Source organism: Actinophytocola sp. (assembly GCF_035712165.1).
Lineage (GTDB): Bacteria > Actinomycetota > Actinomycetes > Mycobacteriales > Pseudonocardiaceae > DASYTH01.
Map to the genome: position 1 here is coordinate 1 of NZ_DASTBH010000200.1, position 19,787 is coordinate 19,787.

Annotated in this window: 19 protein-coding genes and 1 pseudogene; 6 read left to right on the top strand and 14 right to left on the bottom strand. The window is 71.7% G+C overall.

The features are described from left to right. Positions 1 to 530, top strand: a pseudogene (locus VFO68_RS11145) (FAD-dependent oxidoreductase); the annotation flags it as partial. A 458-nt stretch (positions 531 to 988) separates the two neighbouring features. Here the strand turns inward: VFO68_RS11145 and VFO68_RS11150 are convergent. Further along, positions 989 to 1,660 carry a class I SAM-dependent methyltransferase gene (locus VFO68_RS11150; protein WP_325158146.1) on the bottom strand — a complete coding sequence of 224 codons (672 nt, stop codon included), beginning with the start codon at positions 1,658 to 1,660 and terminating at the stop codon, positions 989 to 991. Positions 1,661 to 2,022: 362 nt separating this feature from the next. Here VFO68_RS11150 and VFO68_RS11155 point away from each other — a divergent pair, with 362 nt between their 5' ends. Further along, entirely contained in the window at positions 2,023 to 2,649 is a 627-nt protein-coding gene (locus tag VFO68_RS11155; RefSeq protein WP_325158147.1) for a glyoxalase, read from the top strand. An 8-nt stretch (positions 2,650 to 2,657) separates the two neighbouring features. Here VFO68_RS11155 and VFO68_RS11160 read toward each other — a convergent pair whose 3' ends face one another. From VFO68_RS11160 to VFO68_RS11180, 5 genes are all read right to left on the bottom strand, one after another. Then, positions 2,658 to 3,137 (bottom strand): hemerythrin domain-containing protein, encoded by a 480-nt coding sequence (locus VFO68_RS11160; protein ID WP_325158148.1) that lies wholly within the window; start codon positions 3,135 to 3,137, stop codon positions 2,658 to 2,660. Positions 3,138 to 4,050: 913 nt separating this feature from the next. After that, complete coding sequence (locus VFO68_RS11165; RefSeq protein WP_325158149.1) at positions 4,051 to 4,707, bottom strand: potassium channel family protein; 657 nt, start codon at positions 4,705 to 4,707, stop codon at positions 4,051 to 4,053. Beyond that, complete coding sequence (locus tag VFO68_RS11170) at positions 4,704 to 5,363, bottom strand: TrkA family potassium uptake protein (RefSeq protein ID WP_325158150.1); 660 nt, start codon at positions 5,361 to 5,363, stop codon at positions 4,704 to 4,706. The genes VFO68_RS11165 and VFO68_RS11170 overlap by 4 nt, the downstream gene beginning before the upstream one ends. Continuing rightward, complete coding sequence (locus tag VFO68_RS11175) at positions 5,360 to 8,131, bottom strand: cation-transporting P-type ATPase (RefSeq protein ID WP_325158151.1); 2,772 nt, start codon at positions 8,129 to 8,131, stop codon at positions 5,360 to 5,362. The genes VFO68_RS11170 and VFO68_RS11175 overlap by 4 nt, the downstream gene beginning before the upstream one ends. Positions 8,132 to 8,268: 137 nt before the next feature. Beyond that, positions 8,269 to 9,972, bottom strand: a complete 1,704-nt coding sequence (locus tag VFO68_RS11180) for a SulP family inorganic anion transporter (protein ID WP_325158152.1) — start codon at positions 9,970 to 9,972, stop codon at positions 8,269 to 8,271. A gap of 116 nt (positions 9,973 to 10,088) precedes the next feature. Between VFO68_RS11180 and VFO68_RS11185 the strand changes: the two genes are divergently transcribed. Continuing rightward, entirely contained in the window at positions 10,089 to 10,673 is a 585-nt protein-coding gene (locus VFO68_RS11185) for a CBS domain-containing protein (RefSeq protein ID WP_325158153.1), read from the top strand. Then, positions 10,670 to 11,551, top strand: coding sequence for a universal stress protein (locus VFO68_RS11190; protein ID WP_325158154.1), 882 nt, complete (start codon positions 10,670 to 10,672; stop codon positions 11,549 to 11,551). The genes VFO68_RS11185 and VFO68_RS11190 overlap by 4 nt, the downstream gene beginning before the upstream one ends. 18 nt (positions 11,552 to 11,569) lie before the next feature. On the opposite strand, the gene VFO68_RS11195 is transcribed toward VFO68_RS11190, so the two are convergent. Genes VFO68_RS11195 through VFO68_RS11225 form a run of 7 tightly spaced genes read right to left on the bottom strand, consistent with a single transcriptional unit; the run spans position 11,570 to position 17,470 of the window. Further along, positions 11,570 to 12,178 (bottom strand): hypothetical protein, encoded by a 609-nt coding sequence (locus VFO68_RS11195; RefSeq protein WP_325158155.1) that lies wholly within the window; start codon positions 12,176 to 12,178, stop codon positions 11,570 to 11,572. Between the two features lie 10 nt (positions 12,179 to 12,188). Next, positions 12,189 to 12,743 carry a hypothetical protein gene (locus VFO68_RS11200; RefSeq protein WP_325158156.1) on the bottom strand — a complete coding sequence of 185 codons (555 nt, stop codon included), beginning with the start codon at positions 12,741 to 12,743 and terminating at the stop codon, positions 12,189 to 12,191. 24 nt (positions 12,744 to 12,767) lie between these two features. Then, a complete protein-coding gene (locus VFO68_RS11205; RefSeq protein WP_325158157.1) occupies positions 12,768 to 13,094 on the bottom strand; it encodes a DUF6544 family protein in 327 nt (108 codons plus the stop codon). Next, positions 13,091 to 14,071 (bottom strand): serine hydrolase domain-containing protein, encoded by a 981-nt coding sequence (locus VFO68_RS11210; protein ID WP_325158158.1) that lies wholly within the window; start codon positions 14,069 to 14,071, stop codon positions 13,091 to 13,093. Before VFO68_RS11210 ends, VFO68_RS11205 begins: the two co-directional genes overlap by 4 nt. A 19-nt stretch (positions 14,072 to 14,090) precedes the next feature. Next, on the bottom strand, positions 14,091 to 15,248 hold the full coding sequence (locus VFO68_RS11215) for an ABC transporter permease (RefSeq protein WP_325158159.1): 1,158 nt from the start codon (positions 15,246 to 15,248) through the stop codon (positions 14,091 to 14,093). Continuing rightward, positions 15,245 to 16,408, bottom strand: a complete 1,164-nt coding sequence (locus VFO68_RS11220) for an ABC transporter permease (RefSeq protein WP_325158160.1) — start codon at positions 16,406 to 16,408, stop codon at positions 15,245 to 15,247. Before VFO68_RS11220 ends, VFO68_RS11215 begins: the two co-directional genes overlap by 4 nt. A gap of 6 nt (positions 16,409 to 16,414) precedes the next feature. After that, the gene (locus VFO68_RS11225) at positions 16,415 to 17,470 is read right to left on the bottom strand and encodes an ABC transporter ATP-binding protein (RefSeq protein ID WP_325158161.1); all 1,056 of its coding nucleotides are present in this window, start codon (positions 17,468 to 17,470) and stop codon (positions 16,415 to 16,417) included. Between the two features lie 274 nt (positions 17,471 to 17,744). Between VFO68_RS11225 and VFO68_RS11230 the strand changes: the two genes are divergently transcribed. Both VFO68_RS11230 and VFO68_RS11235 read left to right on the top strand, forming a co-directional pair. Then, positions 17,745 to 18,404, top strand: a complete 660-nt coding sequence (locus VFO68_RS11230) for a hypothetical protein (RefSeq protein WP_325158162.1) — start codon at positions 17,745 to 17,747, stop codon at positions 18,402 to 18,404. Positions 18,405 to 18,589: 185 nt separating this feature from the next. After that, the gene (locus VFO68_RS11235) at positions 18,590 to 19,525 is read left to right on the top strand and encodes an alpha/beta hydrolase (protein ID WP_325158163.1); all 936 of its coding nucleotides are present in this window, start codon (positions 18,590 to 18,592) and stop codon (positions 19,523 to 19,525) included. Positions 19,526 to 19,537: 12 nt separating this feature from the next. Here VFO68_RS11235 and VFO68_RS11240 read toward each other — a convergent pair. Next, positions 19,538 to 19,787: hypothetical protein (locus tag VFO68_RS11240; RefSeq protein ID WP_325158164.1), on the bottom strand; the 250-nt coding region annotated here is incomplete at its 5' end.

The following is a 19,787-nucleotide window of genomic DNA, read 5'->3' on the forward strand; positions in this document are numbered from 1 at the left end:
TGCACCACACCGAGCGGCACCTGGTGGCCGCCGACGTGTTGAACACCTCCCGCGCGCAGTTGGCGCTGATGTCCAGCGAGCCGGGGCCGGTGGCGGTGCGCCGGCTGATGGCGGAGCTGGTGCACTTCGGGGAGGTGTACCGGTATCTGGTCGAGAGGATCACCGCGATCGGGATCCGGTACGACTTCGGCGAAGGACCCGCCCTGCTCGGCCGGCGGCTGCGGGACGTGGGGCTCGAACGGGGGCGCCTCTACGCGCTGATGTACGCCGGCCGCGGGCTGCTGCTCGACCAGACCGGCCGGCTTTCCGTTGCGGGCTGGGCGGATCGGGTCGACCACGTCGTCGACGTCAGCGCGGAGTTGGACGTGCCCGTCGTGCTGTTGCGACCGGACGGCCACGTCGTCTGGGCCAGCGACGACCAGCAGGACCTGCTCGGCCGGCTGCCCCGGTGGTTCGGCCCGGCCGGCGGTGCTACGCCGGGGTCCGGTACCAGCGGCGGTGGACGACCGGTTCGACGGCGAGCACGCTGACCGCCGCCGTGATCGCGCCGGCCCAGACGAGCCAGTCGGTCGACCGCGGCACCGACCACGCGATGGCACCGAGTCGACCGCGGGGCGTAGCAAGGTGAACGGGCCGAGGCCCACCAGGATCACGAAGGTGCTCTCTCGCATCGGCAGCAGCCAGTAGGCCTCCAGCGACAGCACCACCAGCGCGGCGAACGGCAGCAGGATCTGGAGCATCTGGGTGCCGGCCCGGACAAGCTCGTCGTACCGGGCGCCCGGGTTCGGGGAGACGGCCAGGGTCGCCGCGATCGGCAGTGCCACGAGCCCGAGACTGGCCGCGCCCGCGCGGTATCCCCGGCGTGCGGCCAGCAGGTAGTAGCGGCGCTTGCGGATCCGGGCGTTGCGGCCGGTGGCGGCGCGGAAGCCGGCGAAACCGGCGTCGATGAGCGCGAGCAGACCCAGCACGACCGGAACCGTCGTGGCCATCAGGAGGCCCGCACGAGCCCACGCGCCCGGCGTCCGAGCACCCGGCGGAACTCGCCGGTCACCGCCGGACGAACGCCGAGCACCGGCCGCATCGCCGCGCAGAACGGGTTGGTGTGCCGAGGCGGTTCGAACAGGAACGTGTCCATGCCGGCGGCGTGCGCCGCGGCCGACAGCAGCACCTGATCGCTGTGGGCGCGGCGCGCGGACATCACGCCGTCGTGGCGGCCGAGCGGCTCCCGCATCCGGGCCCGGTGGAATACCCAGGCGCCGAACGGGGCCAGCCGGGTCGCGGCGATGTCGTAGTGGAGGAACGCCTGCGTGCCGGGGCGGTCCTGAGCGCGGAAGAACTCGGCCAGCCGGTCGGCGGGGAAGTGGTGCAGCACACCGTTGGACAGGTAGACGGTGGCCGGCTCGGCCAGCGCGAACGCGTCCGCGCAGAGGAACGAGCACGGGAGTCGCTCCTGCTCGGCCAGCCTGGTCGCCTCGGCCACCAACGCCCGGTTGAAGTCCACGCCCACCAACTCGACGTGGGCGCCCAGTACACCGGAGGCCGCCAGGCTGCGCACGATGAACCCCAGGCCGCAACCCATGTCCACGACCCGCGGCCGGGTTCCCCTCACCCGTGCGGCGGTGACCATCGGCACCAAGATCTCGGCGAACCGCCGCGCCATGTGCAGTTACTCGTTGAGCCGCTGCAGTTCGGTGTGGACCCGGACCAGCAACCGGTCCACCGCCACCGGTCCAGAAACTCGCCGACGACCGGTATCCGGTGCACGATCCGGGCGGCCCGCCCGTCGCCGGCCGCGCGCAGCCGGGCGACCACCTCGGCGCGGCGGATCCGTTGACGCTCACCGGTCAGCGGATCCCACGCCACCACTAGATCGGAGATCTCCAACACGGTCATCGACGATCCCCCAGCAACCCGCACGAGCCGCACCTTGACGCACCTATTGTCGGCCTCCTCGATAGTGGCGGCGAGACCGGTCAGGAATGAAGAAGCGCAGGTCGCCGGGTCGCGCCTAGCGTTTCCGGCATGACCTTCCTCGACACCGTCACCCTCGAGGTGGCCGATCCCGTGGCCGCCGAACGCTTCTACACCACCGCCTTCGGGTTGGGCACCCGGCTGCGCCTGCGGGCTTCGCAGGAACCGACCACCGGCTTCCGCGGGTTCACCCTGTCGCTCACGGTGTCCCAGCCGGCCGATGCCAACGCTCTGATCGACGCCGCACTCGACGCCGGGGCCACGGCGCTCAAGCCCGCCGCGAAGTCGCTGTGGGGCTACGGCGGCGTCATGCAGGCTCCGGACGGGACGATCTGGAAGGTCGCGACCTCCGCGAAGAAGGACACCGGCCCCGCCACCGGGCAGATCAACGACATGGTGCTGCTGCTGGGCGTCACCGACGTGGCCGCGAGCAAACAGTTCTACCTCGACCGGGGCCTCACCGTGGCGAAGAGCTTCGGCCGCATGTACGTCGAGTTCGATTCCGGGTCGGGCCCCGTCAAACTGGCCCTGTACCGGCGCCGTGCCCTCGCCAAGGACGCCGGCGTTTCGCCCGACGGCACCGGATCCCACCGCATCGCCCTCGGCGCCGCCGCGCAGCCGTGCACCGACCCGTACGGCTTCTCCTGGGAAACCACGTCCATGGCGGCGACGCCCTGAGGTGCCGCTCAGCCGGCCGTGGGCAGTGCGGCCGGGGCGCTTCCGACGCGTTGCCGCACCGCTTCCACGGCGTCCCAGTCGGCGGGGTCGAGGTGGCTCAGCGCGGCCGGGAACGCGCCGTCCTGCTCGGCGAGGATGTGCTCACGCAGCAGGTGCGTCGCGGCGACGAGGCGGTCGGGCCAGGTCGGGTCGGTGGGCGTGGCGTGCGCCGCCTCCTCGAGCACCGACTCGATGTGCCGGTGCTGCTCGGTCAGGCTGTCGACGTGGTCGCCGAAGTCGGCCGCCAGCGCGGGGAACAGGCCCTGTTCCTCCACGGCGGTGTGCGGGCCGAGGACGGCGGCGATTCGCCGGGTCGTGGCGGCCATCCCGGTCACGTCACCCCGGCCGTGCGCCGCCCGCACGTCGCCGATCAGGGCGACCACCTGATCGTGCTCCCGGGTCAACTCCGCGATCGCCTCCAGTGCCTGGCAGCCGCAGTACTCGCACATGCTCGTCTCCCGTGCTGATCGTCCAGGTCGAGACTGCGCCGCAGCGGTGCGCGTCGACCAGGGGCTTACGGTGTCCGTGACCGGGACAATCGTCCCTGGTCAGGGATCGCGTGCCGGTTGCGACGGCGGTGTGATTCGGTGGCGGCGGTCGGTAGTGGGTGTGCTCGCGGGCCACGGGCGAGGTGCTCAAGGTGGCCGTGGAGACCGGCCGGAACCTGCCGTTCAACCCGGACGCGGTTTCCCTGACCGGAATCGACTTCAGCCCGACCTGCTCCAGGTCTGGCGCGCCGGGCGGCGGGGTTGGGCCGGGAGATCGACCTGCGGGAGGCCGACGCCCAGGCGCTGCCGTTCCCGGACGCCTCGTTCGACACCCGGCTGGCTGCGTGTCCCGAAACGGCAGGCCGCGGGACCGGGAGGCGCACAGGGCGAATCACTCCAGGGCGGTGACTGGCTGGGCGCTCGCTTGTGCAGACTGGATCGCGGTCCAAGATCAACCGTCACTTTACCGTCACTAAACCCCGTGGATCGGCATGTACGCACATGGACCGCGATGGAGTGTTTCCGCAGGTAGATGGACTCAGGTGGACCGGCGTGGACGGGTAGTCTGTCTCCGAGCGGTCGCAGGTTCAAATCCTGCTGCGCCCACTGTTTCCGCAGGTAGAGCCCCGTTTTCGGGGGCGAGACTCGAACCTTTTTTGCCCTGCCCGTGCACCGCGGCTTGATCATCTTCTCCAGGGCTTCGGCGACGGCTCGGGTGTTGCCGAGTTGCTCGGCGATGTCCTCGGAGCTGCGGCCGGCCTGGCGCATGAGCGTGCGACGGTCTTGCGCCTCCGGTGGACGGGGAGAAGGGGGGCCTTGGCCGGCGGCGGCCTTGCGACGCAGCCACATCGGCTCCGACCAGTTGAGCCGCCGGTCATTGGAACGCGTTGTGGATGTCGTGTTCGGTGGCGGTGTTGGTGACCACGAGGACGGTGTCGCCGGGGTGGAAGCGGTAGTCGTTGTCGGGGATGAGGGGTTGGGTGTCGTGGATGACGGCGGCCACGATGGTGCCCGGCGGCAGGGTCAGGTCGGTGCGGGTGCGGCCGGCGGCGGTGGAGCGCTCGTCGATGTGGGTTTCGATGACGGTGACACCGGCCGCGGCGAGTTGGACCAGGCCGACGGTGTCGGTGGCGCCGGAGGCTTCCTCGATGAGGGAGATCAGCGGGGTGGCGGCGGGCAGGGCGACGTCGATGCCCCAGCGGGCGTCGAACAGCCAGGTGTTGTCGGGGTCGTTGACCCGGGCGAGGGTGCGCGGCACGGCGAACTGGCGCTTGGAAAGCAGGGCGATGACCAGGTTGTCCTCGTCCTCGCCGGTCGCGGCGAGCAGCAGGTCGGTGTTGAGCACGCCGGACGATTCCAGGATGGACGGTTCGCAGGCGTCGCCGTGGACCAGGCGGTGGACGTGCTCGCCGGCCAGGTCGGCCAGCCGCTTGCGGTCCCGCTCGATGACGGTGACCTGGTGTCCGGTGGCGGTGAGCAGGTGGGCGGCCTGCTCGCCGAGCCGGCCGGCGCCGGCAACGATGATCTTCATGAGCCGAGCTCCTTGCCGAGGAACGAGCGCAGCCGGTCCAGCGCGGTGGCGGCCACGGCGATGCTGACCGCGTCCCCGGGCTGGGCGAGGCTGTCGCCGGTGGGGAGGAAGGAGTGGCCGCCGCGGGTGATGGCGATGACCCGGATCTGGTGGTCCACTTCGAGGTCGAGCAGGGGCCGGCCGGCCAGCCAGGCCGGCAGCACTTCGCGGACCAGCAGGGTTTCGCCGTTGCCGAAGGACACCTCGGGGTTGACGTGGCGGTGCCGTAGCAGCTGATTGATCCGGGTGACCGTCCACCGCACGCTGGCGACGGTGGGGATGCCGAGATCGCGGTAGATGTCGGCGCGGCGGGGGTCGTAGATGCGGGCGATCACCTGGGGGACCCGGTAGTCCTCCTTGGCGATGCGGGCGCCGACGATGTTGGTGTTGTCCCCGGAGGTCACCGCGATGAACGCGTCGGCGGTGCCGATGCCGGCCTGTTCGAGCAGACCCCGGTTGTAGCCGTTGCCCACCAGGAACTCTCCGGTGAAGCCGGCGGGCAGCAGTTCCCGGGCGTCCGGGTCGCGGTCGAGCACGCATACCGTGTGCCCGTCGGCGGACAGTTGCTGGGCCAGCGTCGCGCCGACCCGGCCGCAGCCCATGATGATCGCCTTCATGTCGCGACCTCCTTGCGACGGAGCAGTGCCTTGCGGATCTCGTCGCCGACCAGGACCAGCGCGCCGGCCGCGACGACGAGCGTCCAGTCGGCAAGGGACAGTGCCGCGGTGTGGAAAAGCTCCTGCAGCAGCGGGACATAGCTGATCGCACAGATCATCGCGACCCCGACGAGCTGGGCGCCGACGTAGGCCCGGTTGGACAGCAGGCCGAGCCGCAAGACGCTGTGCCGGTCGCTGCGCACGGCCAACCCGACGAAGATCTGGCCGATGACGATCGCGGCCTGGGTCATCGTCAGTGCCTCCCGGTAGACCGGGTTGTCCATGGTGAACTCGGTGAGCGGGATGCCGGCCGAGTGCAGGTGCCAGAAGAACAGGGCGGTGGATCCGATGGCCTGGATGCCGCCGAGGAAGAGGAACCGGCGCACCAGCGACAGGGAGAACAGGCGCTGCCTCGGGCTGCGTGGCGGGGTGTCCATCACCCCGGGCTCGGGCCGCTCGGCGCCGAGCGCCAGCGCGGGCAGCACGTCCGAGCCGAGGTCGATGGCCAGGATCTGCAGGGCGGTGATCGGGACGAACGGGAACCCGGCGAAGGTGGCGGCCAGGATCGGCACCAACTCGCCGACGTTGCTGCTGAAGACGTAGACCAGGAACTTGCGGATGTTCGCGTAGACCGAGCGGCCCAGCTCGACGGCGGCGGCGATCGAGGCGAACGAGTCGTCCAGCAGCACCATCACCGAGGCCTCGCGGGCCACGTCGGTGCCGGAGGCGCCCATCGACACGCCGATGTCGGCGCGTTTGAGCGCGGGGGCGTCGTTGGCGCCGTCCCCGGTCACCGCGACCACCTCGCCGAGGTCCTTGAACGCGGCCACCACGCGCATCTTGTGCTCGGGTTTGACCCGGGCGAACAGCACGTCGCCGGGTGCGGCGAGCAGCGCACGCAGCCCCTCGTCGTCGAGCCTGTCCAGTTCGGCGCCGGTGACCGTGCGCGGCGGACCGGGCTCGGTGAGGATGCCGACCCGGCGGGCGATGGCCTCCGCGGTGAGCGCGTAGTCCCCGGTCACCATGACCACCCGGATCCCCGCGCCGCGACAGGTCCGCACCGCGTCGACGACTTCCGGGCGGGGTGGGTCGAGCATGCCGACCAGGCCGAGCAGGGTGAGCCCGCTCTCGGCATCGGCCTGACTCACCCTGGCGTCGGGAACCTCGCCGACGGCCACCGCCAGCACCCGCAGGGCCAAGGAGGCCATGGCGTCGTTGGCCGCCAACACCTGTTCGCGGGCCGGATCGTCCAGTGTGGACTCACCGGCCGCGGTGCGGACGCGGATACAGCGGGCCAGCAGCTCCAGCGGCGCACCCTTGACCAACGCCCAGGTCCGGCCGTTCTGCGTGTGCAGGGTGGTCATCAGCTTGCGGGCCGAGTCGAACGGGAACTCGCCGACCCGGGGTGCTGCGGCCAGTTCGGCGTCCATGTCGAGGCCTGCCTTGGCGGCGACGGTGAGCAGCGCGCCCTCGGTGGTGTCGCCGAGCACCCGCCACCCCGCCTCGCCGTTCGGCGGGAGCAGCCGGGCATCGCAGCACAGCGCGGCCACCCGCAACAGCTCGCGCACCGGCGCCGGATCCTCCACCGCGCCGTCGGGGGCGTAGCCCACGCCGCTGACCCGGTGGGTGGCTCCGGCCGCCCAGACCTGCTGCACGGTCATCTCGGCCCGGGTGAGGGTGCCGGTCTTGTCCGTGCAGATCACCGTCGTGGACCCCAGCGTCTCGACCGCGACCAGCTTCTTGACCAGCGCCTGGCGCCGGGCCATCCGCCGCACCCCGATCGCCAGCGCCACCGACAGCGTCGCCGGCAACCCTTCCGGCACACAGGCCACCATCACGCCCAGGGCGAAGATGAACGTCTCCACCAGCGGATCGCCGGCCGGCAGCCGCACCGCGAACAGCAGCACCCCCAACGCGAACGCCGCCGCGGCCACCCGCCTCGCCATGATCGCGATCTGGTGCTGCAGCGGGCTGCGGTCCGGGGCCGTCTCGGCGGTCAGCCGGTAGATGCGGCCGAACTCGGTGGCGGTCGCGGTCCCGGTGACCACCGCCTTGCCGGTGCCGGCGGCCACGACCGTGCCCATCCAGGCCAGGTTGCGCGCCTCCAACCGGGCGATGCCCGCCGCGACCGGCTCGGCGGTCCGTCCGGCCGGGTCGCTCTCCCCGGTCAGGGCCACGTTGTTCACCGCCAGCTCGTGCGCCTCGACCAAGCGGCAGTCCGCCGACACCGCGTCGCCGGCCTCGAGCACCACCACGTCCCCCATGACCAACTCGGCGGCCGGCACCTCGACCCGCTCGCCGTCACGCAGCACCCGGGCCCGGTGCGGCACCATCGCCCGCAATGCCTCGGCGGTCCGCTCGGCCATGTACTCCTGGCCGAACCCGATCGCCGCGTTGAGCACCACCACCGCCAGGATCGCCACGGTCAGCTGCAGGTAGCCGACCTCCCGGGGATCACCCAGCAGGTAGGCCGACAGTGTCAGCAGGGCGGCCACGATCAGCACCACGGCGAACAGATCGGTGAACTGGCGAAGGAACCGCAACACCGGCGAGCGGCGCCGCGGCCCGGGCAGCTCGTTGCGGCCGCCGGCCGCCAGCCGCCGCGCGGCCTCCGCCGTACTCAGCCCGCGCGACGAACAACCGTAGGCCGCGAAAACCGCTTCCGGTGCGAGCGCCTGCACCCCGGCGTGCTCCCGGTCGGCGGCCGGCGTCGTGATCGTGCTCAGCACGGCCACCTCCCGTCGATACCCTCTGTCTCGAAACTAGGGAGACCCGTCGGGCCGGTGCAGTGGCGCACGTCCCGCACCGGCCGGGACTTCGTACCCGGTCCGATGTGGAGGTCGGCGTGAGCTGATGGAGGCGGCCGTCAGGATGTCTGCCGGTGGTAGGCGTCGACGGCGGTGGGCAGGGTGGGGAAGATCAGGTCCGGGCCGATGCGGTCGAGCAGGCCGGTGGGTCGCAGGTCGTCGCGGAGGTCCTGTTTGACGCGGGCCAGGGCGAAGGTGATCCCGCGGCGGGCGAGTTCGCGGCGGAGGTCTTCGAGGGTGTCCGCGGCGGTGATGTCGACCTCGACGTTGGCTTCGGTGTTGAGCAGGAACCACGTCACGGGGGTGGGGGAGTCGTCGACGGCGGCCAGGGCGCGGGTGCGGAAGTTGTCGGCGTTGGCGAAGCACAGTGGCGCGTCGTAGCGGTAGACGAGCAGCCCGGGGATGGTGGTGGCGTCGGCGAAGTCGTCGATGTCGTGCATGCCGGCCAGACCGGGGACGGTACCGAGGATGCCGTCGTGGGGGCGGGCGAGGCGGCGCAGCAGGTTCAGGATGGACAGTGCGATGGCGGCCAGGATCCCGTAAAGCACGCCGAACAGCAGCACGGCGAGGGTGGTGGCCAGGGCCAGGATCAGCTCGCTGCGGCGGAACCGGGCGATGCGCCGGAACTCGGCGAGGTCGATCAGGCGCAGCGCGGCGTAGATCACCAGCGCACCCAGCGCGGCGGCGGGGAACAGGGCGAGCACGGCCCGGCCGAAGGTCAGGGTGAGGACCACCGCCGCCACCGCGACGAGGGAGTGCAGTTGGGTGCGGCTGCCCAGCGCGTCACCGATCACGGTGCGGCTGCCGCTGCTGCTGACCGGAAAACCGCGCAGCAGCCCGGCCGCGGCGTTGGCCGCGCCGAGCGCGAGCAACTCGGCGTTGGCGTCGATCCGTTCGGACTGGCGGTTGGCGAACGCGCGGCCGGTGAGCACGTTGTCGTTGTAGCCGACGATCGCGACCCCGAGCGCCGGCAGCAGCATCGCGACCAGGTCGGCGCCGGACACGGCGGGCAGAGCCGGCACCGGGATGCCGGCCGGGACCGTACCGACCACCTGGATTCCGTGCTCCCGCAAAGAGAACGCGGCGGTGGCCGCGGTGGCCAGCAGCACCCCGAACAGCGGAATCGGCAGCCGGGGGAACATCCGGGCCCCGACCAGCAGCACCGCCAGCACGCCGGCCGCGAGCACCGCCGTCGGCAGGTGGATCTGCCCGATCTGGCTGGCGAACGAGCCCAGGTCGTCCAGTACCGAGTCGCCGTGCACGGCCAGCCGGCTGATCTTGCCGAGCTGGCTGACGATCATGATCACGGCGATGCCGGCCATGTAGCCGACCAGCACCGGCCGGGACAGCAGATCGGCCAGCACGCCCAGCCGGGCCACCCAACCCAGCACGCAGATCACCGCGACCATCAGCGCCAGCGCCGCGGCCAGGGTGGCGTAGCGGGCCGGGTCGCCACCGGCCAGCGGGGCGATCGCCACCGCGGTCATCAGCGCGGTGGTCGACTCCGGCCCGACCGAGAGCTGTCGCGACGAGCCGAACACCGCGTACACCAGCAGCGAGCCGATCACCGCCCACAACCCGGCCGCCGGCGCCAGCCCCGCGACCTCGGCATAGGCCATCACCTGCGGGATCAGATAGGCGGCGACCGTGACCCCGGCAAGCACATCGGGCCGCAGCCAGGCCCGCCGGTACTGCCGCAGGACGCCCAGGCCGGGCAGCACCCGGCCCACCTTCTCGAATGCGCTGGCAGTGTCGTGGATCACGGAGGTATCCGATCAGATCAGACCGGTCGAGGTCGAAGGTCCCTGCCGGTTGAGGTCTCGAGTCGCTGCCGAATCGTCCACGCCCCGGCGAGAGTGAGAGGGGAAGGGAGGGACGGATGAACGAGATGACCGTCGCGGCCGTGATGCGTCGCGATTCCGGCATGGTCCGCCCGCACACTCCGTTCAAGGAGATTCTGGAACAGCTCGCGGACCGCGACATCGCTGCCGTGCCCGTGGTCAGCGCGACCGGCACCGTGCTCGGCGTGGTGTCCGAACTGGACCTGCTGCGCGGCCGGACCCGGCGACAGTCGGGGAGCGGCCGGCTGACCGCGATCGAGCTGATGACCTCGCCGGCGCCGACCGTCGCCGCCGACACACCGCTGGCCGAGGCCAGCCGGACGTTCGTGCGGTACGGCTGGCGGCAGATGTTCGTCGTGGACAACGGCCGGCTGGTCGGTGTGCTGGGACCGCGCGAAGTGCTGAGCGTGTTCCGCCGACCGGACAAGGAGATTCTGGTCGAGGTCGAGCACGAGGTGCTGGACCGGTTGAATGCCGGCCCGGACCACACGGTGCGGGTCAGCGTCGATGAGGGTGTCGTGCTGCTCACCGGCAGGCACCGCCCCGGCGTGGAGACCGGGCCGGAGCTCACCCGGATCGCCGCGATTCCCGGTGTCATCGCCGTCAGGGAACGGACCCGATGAGCATGGTGCACACCGTGAAGCCGATCGTGGTCGCGGTCGACGGGTCGGAGTCGGCCCGGAACGCGGCCCGCTGGGCGGCCCGGGCGGCACAACAACGCGGCCGGCGGCTGCGGGTGGTGCACGTCTACCAGTGGCCACTTCCGGCGTACCGGCCGGTCTTCGTGGACTCAACCACGCTGCGTGAGGCGATCCGGCACACCGCGGCGGCGCTGCTTCGGCAGGCGGTCGCCGAGGCGGAAGCTGCCGCGCCCGGCCTGGACCCCGAGTCCGAACTGCTGTGCGGGGACCCGGTCGTCGTTCTGCGGGAGGTCAGCCAGGACGCGGCCATGGTCGTGCTCGGGTCGCGGGGGCTGGGCGGGTTCACCGGGTTGCTTGTCGGGTCGGTGGCCGTGGCGCTGGCCGGGCACGGCTACTGCCCGGTCGCCGTTGTGCGCGATGGGCGGCCCGACCCCGGCGGGCCGGTGGTGGTCGGCGTCGACGGATCACCGGCCGGCGAGGCGGCGATCGCACTGGCCTTCGAGGAGGCGGCCCTGCGCGGCAGTGGCCTGGTAGCCGTGCACGCGTGGACCGACGCGGTGTTCCCGGACGGTTCGTTCTACCCCGACCTGGACTGGGCCGCACAGACCGAACGCGCGACCGAGGTGCTCGCCGAGCGCCTGGCCGGGTGGCAGGAGCGGTACCCGGAGGTCGCGGTCCACCGGGTGATCGAGCACGACCGCCCGGCCCGCGCCCTGCGCGACGCGGCCAAGGGCGCCCAACTGTTGGTGGTCGGGAGCCGGGGTCGCGGCGGACTCACCGGGCTCGCCCTCGGCTCGGTCAGCCAGGCCATGATCCACCATGCCCCCTGCCCCGTCCTCGTCGCCCGGCCGGAGTCGTAGTCGCTGAGCCCCCACAGCTCATCCGTCCACCGTGGATCGCGCGGCACGTTCGGCTTCGACCGCGATTGTCCGGACGACAGCGCGCATGATGTGCCCGACGTACGGGCGGACCAGCCACCAGTAGCGGGCGAAGCGCCGCCGTGCGGCCTCGTCGGTGGTCGCGGTGCGGCACACATAGCTCAGCAGGGTGTGGCCGTCGCCGAAAGGCAGCGTGGTGACCGCGGTGGCGATCTTGCCCCAACCGGGCTCGGCGAACGTCGGGAACTCGGCGAGCGGGACATCGCGCCAGGTGATGGCCGGCTGCCAGAACCGGCCCACCGCGCCGGCGGCGATCTCCCGGCCCGGCCGTTCACCGAGCAGCAGCCACCCGGGCATGTCGCCCTCGCCGCCCAGGGTCACCCTTGGCGGCGCCGCGGCCGCCCGGCGGGCGATCCGGTCCGGCAGCCCGCGTACCCACATCGCGGCGTCCAGCAGCGGGGTGTGCACGGTCACCAGGTTCAGGTCGCGGGCCACCCCCCAGGTCAGCTCCGGTTCGGCGTGCACCAGCAGGTGTTCGGCGATCTCCACGTCCCAGCTCGGCAAGGCCGTGTCGATGATCAGCTTCTCGGTCGTCCCCTGCTTGTTCATGGCTGCCTCCTTAGTGGGCACCGTGCTCGATGCGCTGGGCGGGCGCCGGAACCTCCGCCTCGGACGCGGGGGCGGCCGTGCGGCTCCAGGTGGTCCATTCGCCGGCGACCGACTGGCCGTGCAGCAGGTCGTGCTCCCGCGGTTCGAGGGTGGCGCCCCACCGGTAGTCCGTCGTCAGCAGGTAGGGGCTGGACTGGGTGCCGGTGAACCGGATGACGTTGCCGGGAGCCGGGCGGGTCCACTCACCTTCGGCCTGCCAGCCGAGCGGACCGCCGTAGTCGCTGCGCGCCTCGAAGCGGTGGGCCGTGAGGACGAACCCGAGGACGGCGAGGATCCGGCCGGAGCCGTGGATCTCCACACGCCACTCGCCGGGCAGGGCGAGGACCCGCCCGGCGAGTGGCGGCCGCGGTGCGGGCAGCACAGCAGGCCCCTCCGGGCCGGCCCGGCCGGTTCCCCGACACTGCCGGCACGGATGGACGTCGGCGCCGAACGTCGCAGCGAGCTGACCGGTGATCCCACCGGGTGCCACCCGGCCGAGTCCGCCACAGAACTGGCATCCGGCCATGGCTTCCTCCTTACGCTCGCGGCTTCAGTAGGCCACCGCCCACCCAGCGACAACAGGGACCAAGGGCACGCCCGCACGGGACCTCCAGCCGTGAGCAGGACCAGCCATTGATCCACTGTGGACGGTCTCAGGCGCTAGCTCGCCACCGGCGGCCACGACGAAGCGGTCGAGCAGCTTGCCGAGCATGTGGCCGCGCCCGCGCAGGTAGGTGTCGCGGCCGATCATCGGCAGCACGTGGGCGAAACGCAGGCGCATCAAGAAGATCCGGGCGGTCTCCAGACTGGAGTTGTACCGCCAGGCCTGGGCGGGCATCCAGCCCAGCCGCAAGTTGGCCAGGTCGGCCTCAGTCACCGGCGTCTCGTCTCCCGGGCCGGCGGCCAGCCCGGCGGCAGCGACCGGCGGTCAGCGGATCGGATGACCGCGGCAAGGATGGCCTCGTGGTCGTACCGGGTGGTGTTGCCCATGATCACGATGCCGAGGCCGGCCGGCAGTAGTCGCATCCCGTCCACGACGCCGTCGTTGAGGTGCAACATCGCCAGCCGCGCCGCGTCGGCTACCCCGCCGACGAGTCCGCCGTAGGCGGCGCCGAGGACGTGGAACGGCTTGTAGGCGACGTAGCGGCCCTGCCGGCCCGCGACGATTCCAGCCGGCAGGATCGCCCGCAGCAGCGGTGTCAGTGCAGCGGGCAGCCGCTGGTATCCGGTTGCCGGTTCCTCGTCGCCCACGTCGGCGTAGCTGAAGCCGGTTTGGGCCATCCCGAGCGCACCCAGCACGTGGGTGCGGAGGTGGGTTTCGAACGGTTCGCCGGCGACCGCCGCCACGATCTGTCCCAGGACCAGGTAACCCAGGTTGGAATAACGGGCCCGCTCCCCAGGGGCAAATGCGAGCCGGCGGTGGCGGGCAAGCAGCCGCTCCACGAACGCGGCCTGGTCGGGGGCCGGCGCGTCGGCGGGCCGGACCCAGCGGATCGGCAGCGGGTTGGCCAGTCCGGAACTGTGGGACAGCAGGTGCCGCACGGTTACCGGCCGCGGCTGCACCACCCTCGCGAATGTCGGGAGATAGTCGGTCACCGGGGCGTCGAGGTGGAGCGCACCGGTGCCGGCCAGGCGCAGCACGGCGGTCGCGGTGACGATCTTCGTCATCGAGAACCACAGATACGGAGTCCGCGCACCCACCGGTATCCCACTGCTCAGGTCCGTTACGCCAAACCCGCGCTGCCACCGCTCACCGTCCGCTCCCACCACGGCGATCGACAGCCCTGGTACCCGGTTCGCCCGCGTGAGCGCCGCTATGCGCCCCTCCAGCGCATCAAATCCACCCAGGTGCATCCGTGACCTTCCCGTCCGATCATGCGGTGAGGCGGCGTCCCAACCGGACACTGGCCACTGTCAGCAGGGTTACGGCGAACGCGCCGAGCACGGCAAGTTGGGTGGCGATCTGGGGGATGCCGCCGCCGCGGGAGAGGATCTCGGTCCAGCCGTCGACCGCCCACGCGTGCGGGGTGATGTGCCCGATGGTTCGCATCGCGTCCGGGACGATCTCCAGCGGCCACATGGCGCCGCCGAGCATGCCGGCGGCGATGCCGATGGCGGGACCGATGGCGCCGGCCTGTTCGGGGGTGCGGAACAGGGTGCCGGCCAGGATTCCGGTGCCGGTGCCGACCAGGGCCCAGACGGTGATCAGCGCGCCGGCGGCCAGCGGGTCGCCCCAGCGGACGCCGAACAGTGCGGCGCCGATCCCGACGATGAGCAGCGACTGCAGCAGCGCCACCGCGAGATAGGTGAGGGTCTCGCCGAGCACGATGTCGCGCGGGCGCACGGGTGCGGCGCCGGCGCGTTCGTAGATGCCGAGCCGGCGTGACTCGATGATGGCCGCGCCGCCGGCCAGCGCGTTGATGAACACGAACAGCACGAGCATCGTGGGTGCGCTGTAGCTGAAGCCCAGCGGCAGGTAGTCGCTGGTGGCGTCGACGGTTTCGGTGCGCACGGTGACCGCGCCGACGGTGCCCTGCAGCCGGGTGGCGGTGTCGAGGTGCTCGTCGAACGTGCCGCCGCGCTTCGCGGCGGCGAACCGGGCCGCTTCGATCCGCGCGGCATGGCGGGCGACCGCGCCGGCGACGGCCGACTGAGCCGCCTGCTGGGTGGACGCGGCGGCGCCGCCGAGTACGGGGATGGTGACCGTGCCGCCGGAGCGCAGCGTGGCGTCCAGGCCGGCCGGCACGATCACGACCGCGTCGAGTTCGTTGCGGCGCAACGCGGTTCGGGCGGTCGCCGCGGCGTGGTCGGTGACGCGCAGCGCCGGAGTGTTGCGCAGTTCGGTGACCAGTTCGGTGGCCAGCGGGGTCTGCTCGGCGGTCACCACGCCGATGCGGAGCTCGCCGTTGTCGCGCACGGTCGCCCCGATCACCAGGATGATCACGGTGGGCAGCAGCACCATGAAGAACAGCGCGGTGCGGTCCCGGGCCAGGCGACGCAGCCCGGTGCCCATGATGGCGAGCGCGGTCATCGGGCCGCCCTCCTCGACAGCAGCGCGGCCAGCCCGCCGCACACCGCGGTGAAGCCCAGCATCGCCAGCACCGGCAGGACGGCGGCGGACGCGCCGGCGCCGGTGGCCAGGTCGGTGAAACCGCGCAGCGCCCAGCCGTTCGGGGTGAGCAGCGCCAGGGCGCGCAGCGGCGGCGGTGCCATGGCCAGGTAGACGAAGTTCCCGCCGAGCAGCACCAGTCCGAAGGTGAGCATCGCGGCGACGCCCTCGGCCTGCCGCTGGCTGCGGGACAGCGAGATCACCAGCGCGGTCAGCCCGACCATGGCCAGCGTCATGGCGACGATCAGCGCGGCGGCGGGCAGCGGCGGACCCCAGTAGGCACCGAACACCAGCGTGGTGACCAGGGCCATCGTGGTGAGGCTGGCCAGCGCGTAGCCCAGGGTGGCCAACGACTTTCCGGCCAGCACCACGCCGGGTCGCAGCGGGGCGGCGCTGATCCGGTCCAGGGTGCCGGTCTCCTTTTCGAGGAAATAGCCGCGTGCGGTGAAGCCGACCGCGAACAACGCGAAGAAGATGCCCATGGCCGGGCCGAAGTAGCTGATCGACCGCAGCGGCCGGGTGCCTGCCTGGGCAGTGGTGATCTGCTCGGGCAGCCGGCGTGCCGCGGCCTCGGCGGCCAGCGCGGGCAGCGTGTCGGCAGGCGCGCCGGAGGCCAGCGCGGTGGCCACGGTCAGCCGGACGGAGTTGAGCTGCGCGGTGAACCCCTCGGCGATGGCCGCACCGACCTGTTGGGTCACCGGCTCGTCGACGCGGCCGAGCACGGTCACCGGCACGGCGCTCCCGCCGCGCGCGGCGGCGGTGAAGCCGGCCGGGATGACGAACGCGGCACCCAGTTGACCACTGTCCACCTGGGCGCGGGCGTCGGCCTCGTCGCGCACGGTGTGCACCGTGACCAATTCGGACAGCTCAGGTCTGCGCAGCACCTGGGTGAAGGCGGCGGCCAGTTCGCCATGGTCGTTGTTCACGACGGCGGCGTCGAGGTGGTAGCTGTCCCCGCCGCCGAACGCGAAGCTCATCAGGGCGGCGATGGCGACCGGGGCGAGGAACCCGAGCACGATCGCGGACCGGTCGCGCAGGCGCTGGCGCAGGTCCTTGGCGGCGATGGCGAGAACCGGTGACATGGCTGCTCATTCCCTCAGGGCGGTGCCGGTCAGGTGCAGGAACACCGACTCGAGGTCGGGCTCGACCACCTGGGCGCTGCGCACCGTGACCCCGCGCCGGTCGGCCAGGTCGAACACCGCCGGCAGCAGCCGGCGGCCGGAGTCGGCCAGCAGGTGCACCTCGCCGTCGGTGGTGACGGCACCCGCGAGCGCGCCAGGCGCAGTCCCGCTCGCCGCGTCGGATTCCGGCACGCTGGTGCCCACACCGAACACGCCGGCCAGGTCCCGGCAGGCGGCGGCGAAGGCGGCCAGGTCGCCGGTGGCGACCAGGCTGATCCGGTCGCGCTCGGCGACCTGCGCGACCAACTCGCCGCGCGTGCCCTCGGCGATCAGCCGGCCGTGGTCGATGATGCCCACCCGGTCGCAGAGGCGTTCGGCCTCCTCCATGTAGTGCGTGGTGTAGAGCACGGCCATCCCGGACCGGCTGAACCGCCGCACGCTCTGCAGGATCGCGTGCCGGCTCTGCGGATCCACGCCTACCGTCGGCTCGTCGAGCACCAGCAGCGTGGGCTCGTGCAGCAACCCGGCGCCGATGTTGAGCCGCCGCCGCATGCCCCCGGAGAAGGACTCCACCCGCTCGCCCGCCCGCTCGGTGAGGTCCACCAACTCCAGCACCTCCTCGACCCGCCTGCGCAGCCGAGAACCGCGCAGCCGGTACATCCGGCCGAAGAACCGCAGGTTCTCCCGCGCGGTCAGGTCGGGGTAGAGGGCCACGTCCTGCGGCACATAGCCGACCAGCGCACGGGCCCGCAGCCCACCGGCACCGCGCATCTCCCGGCCGGCGACCACGACCGTCCCGGCGTCCGGGCGCAGCAGCCCGCACACCATGCGGATCACGGTGGTCTTGCCGGCCCCGTTCGGGCCCAGCAGCCCGTAGGTCTCACCCGGCGCGATCCGGACACTCACACCATCCACCGCGACCCGGTCACCGAACCGCCGGGTCAGGCCGGAGCACTCCAGCACCGAACCGCTGGTGGTGGGCCTGACGGTCGCGGCCAGATCCGCCTGTGTCAAGGTCTTCACCTCCTCAGCTCGCCCCCAGTAGGTCACGAGCCGTCCGGGGTCGCCAGGGACCTAGGACACGGCCCGGCGGGACGTTCAGACGGGCACGAGCAGGATCCACACCGGTCCGGGTGCGACGGGCAGCGGCAGGCCGGACGCGGTGTGGAACCGGCCCAACTCGGTGGAGATGAGCGGGGTGCCGTCCATTGGCCTGGCCTCGACCGGGTTCGGAGTCCCGGAACAGGCGGGTCGAAGGTCTCTACCTGGTCGTGGTGGGCGCAGGCACGGTCGGGGTATGAAGAACTGGAGCTGGATTAAGAGATGGCCACCGTGGATATGGGCATTGGCTGGAGTGTTTTCCGTTTGCGTCGTCGTGGCCGCCGTGCTCGCCTGGGGTGACGGCGGGACCGAAACCGCCACGCCGGGAACGACCACGACACAGCCGGCGAGCACGTCCCTGGTCGCGACCACGCCGGTGCCGACAACCATGACACAACCACCGACGACGACTGCCACCACGCGGCGGACGACCCCCACGAAGGTCCTACCTGGACCCGTTCCCGGGATCGTCACCGCCTCCGCCGGGTCGGCCGGTGGCTCAGGTGAGGTGCAGGTCGAATGGCGGGCGGTCGCGACGGCGACCGGCTACCGGGTCTACCGCACCGATTCCGCTGGCCGCAACGCCCGGCTGATGGTCGACGTCAACATCCTCTCCGGTCGCACCAAGGCGGCACCGGAGGTCGTCAACCTCTGGTCGAAGCAGCACACCTACATCCCCAACAAAGGCCCCCTCAGCGGACCCGACCATTCACCGCGGTTCTGGTACGTCGACAACGGTCCTTCGGATACCCGCTGCTACCGGGTCCGGGCCTACAACGCGGCCGGCGCCGGTCCGCTGTCCGCAGTCACCTGCGGCACCCCCGTCATCGGCCCGCCGCCAAGCATCCCCTCATAGCCACCGGCGCCGTCGAGTTGGGCGGCGACACCGCCCGACTTCTCCTGCCCACCCTCGGGCTCACCGAGACACCTTGGGTCCCGGGTGCCGCTGACCAAAGTCCGGCGCGGACGGACTGGATGGTGGTCACGATGGTGACGCGGGAGGAGTCATCATGACCAGAACATCGGCGCATCGTGGTGGCCATGCTGACCGTCGCGTTGGTCGCGTTCGGGGTGCTGCTCACCCGGCCCGGGAGCACCGAGCCGATCCTGGCCGCCGACGGGCGACCGGTTGCCGGCAGCGTCGCTGAGCTGGCGAAGGTCTCCCTTGGCGGGCATGAGCAGACCGTGCTGATCCGCGCGCGGAGCACGGCCAACCAGGTGCTGCTCTACCTGGCCGGCGGGCCCGGGCAGAGCGATCTGGGCTACACCCGCGCCTACATGGCCGGCTTGGAGGACGATTTCGTGTTCGCGGTCTGGGACCAGCGCGGCGCCGGGACCTCCTATGCGGCGCTGGATCCCGCCAGCACCTGGACCCTGGAGCAGGCGGTGGCCGACACCGTGGCGCTTGCGCGGTACCTGGCCGCCCGGTTCGGCACCGAGAAGATCTACCTGTTCGGAAACTCCTGGGGCTCGACACTGGGAGTGCTTGCCGTCCAACGCAACCCCGAGCTCTTCCACGCCTACATCGGCGCCGGGCAGATGGCCAGCCAGCTCGCCAGCGACCAGATCATCTACCGGCAACTGCTCGAACACGCGACCCGGACCGGCGACACCGCGCTGGCCGAACGGATGCGCGAGTTCGGTCCGCCGCCTTACCGGGACATCTACGCCAACGCGTTCATCGTCGGCTACTACGACACACTCGCCAACTACCCGAGGTCGGCCTACTTCCAGGCGCACCGCCCACCGGGCATCGACGGCACCGGCGCCGCCGAGTACGGCCCGCTCGACAAGATCAACAAGCTGAAGGCGCTCGCGGACATGGCGGCGGTGGTCTCCCCCCAGCTACAGCGCCTGGACTTCCGCGTCTCGGTGCCGAGCCTGGACGTGCCGGTCTACCTCATCCAAGGGGCGCATGAGCTCTCGGCGCGCTCCGAACCGGCCCGCGAATGGTTCGACCAGCTGCGCGCACCGTAACCCAGCGGGGTGCTACGGCGCGGATGCCATCGCCTTGCGCAGGTCTTCGGCGTCGTAGATCAGTTCGCCGCGCACGATGGTGCCGTCCTTGATCTGCAGTACCTCGGCGGCGGTGAGCACTCCGGGCAGCATCGCCATCTCCCAGTCGATCACCGAGCAGACCAGGTCACCGTCGACGAACTGGTGGCGCACGGTGAAGCTGCGCACGGCGGCGCCGGCCTCGCGGGCCATGGTCCGAAACCCGGCGGCGTCGGAGAAGCTG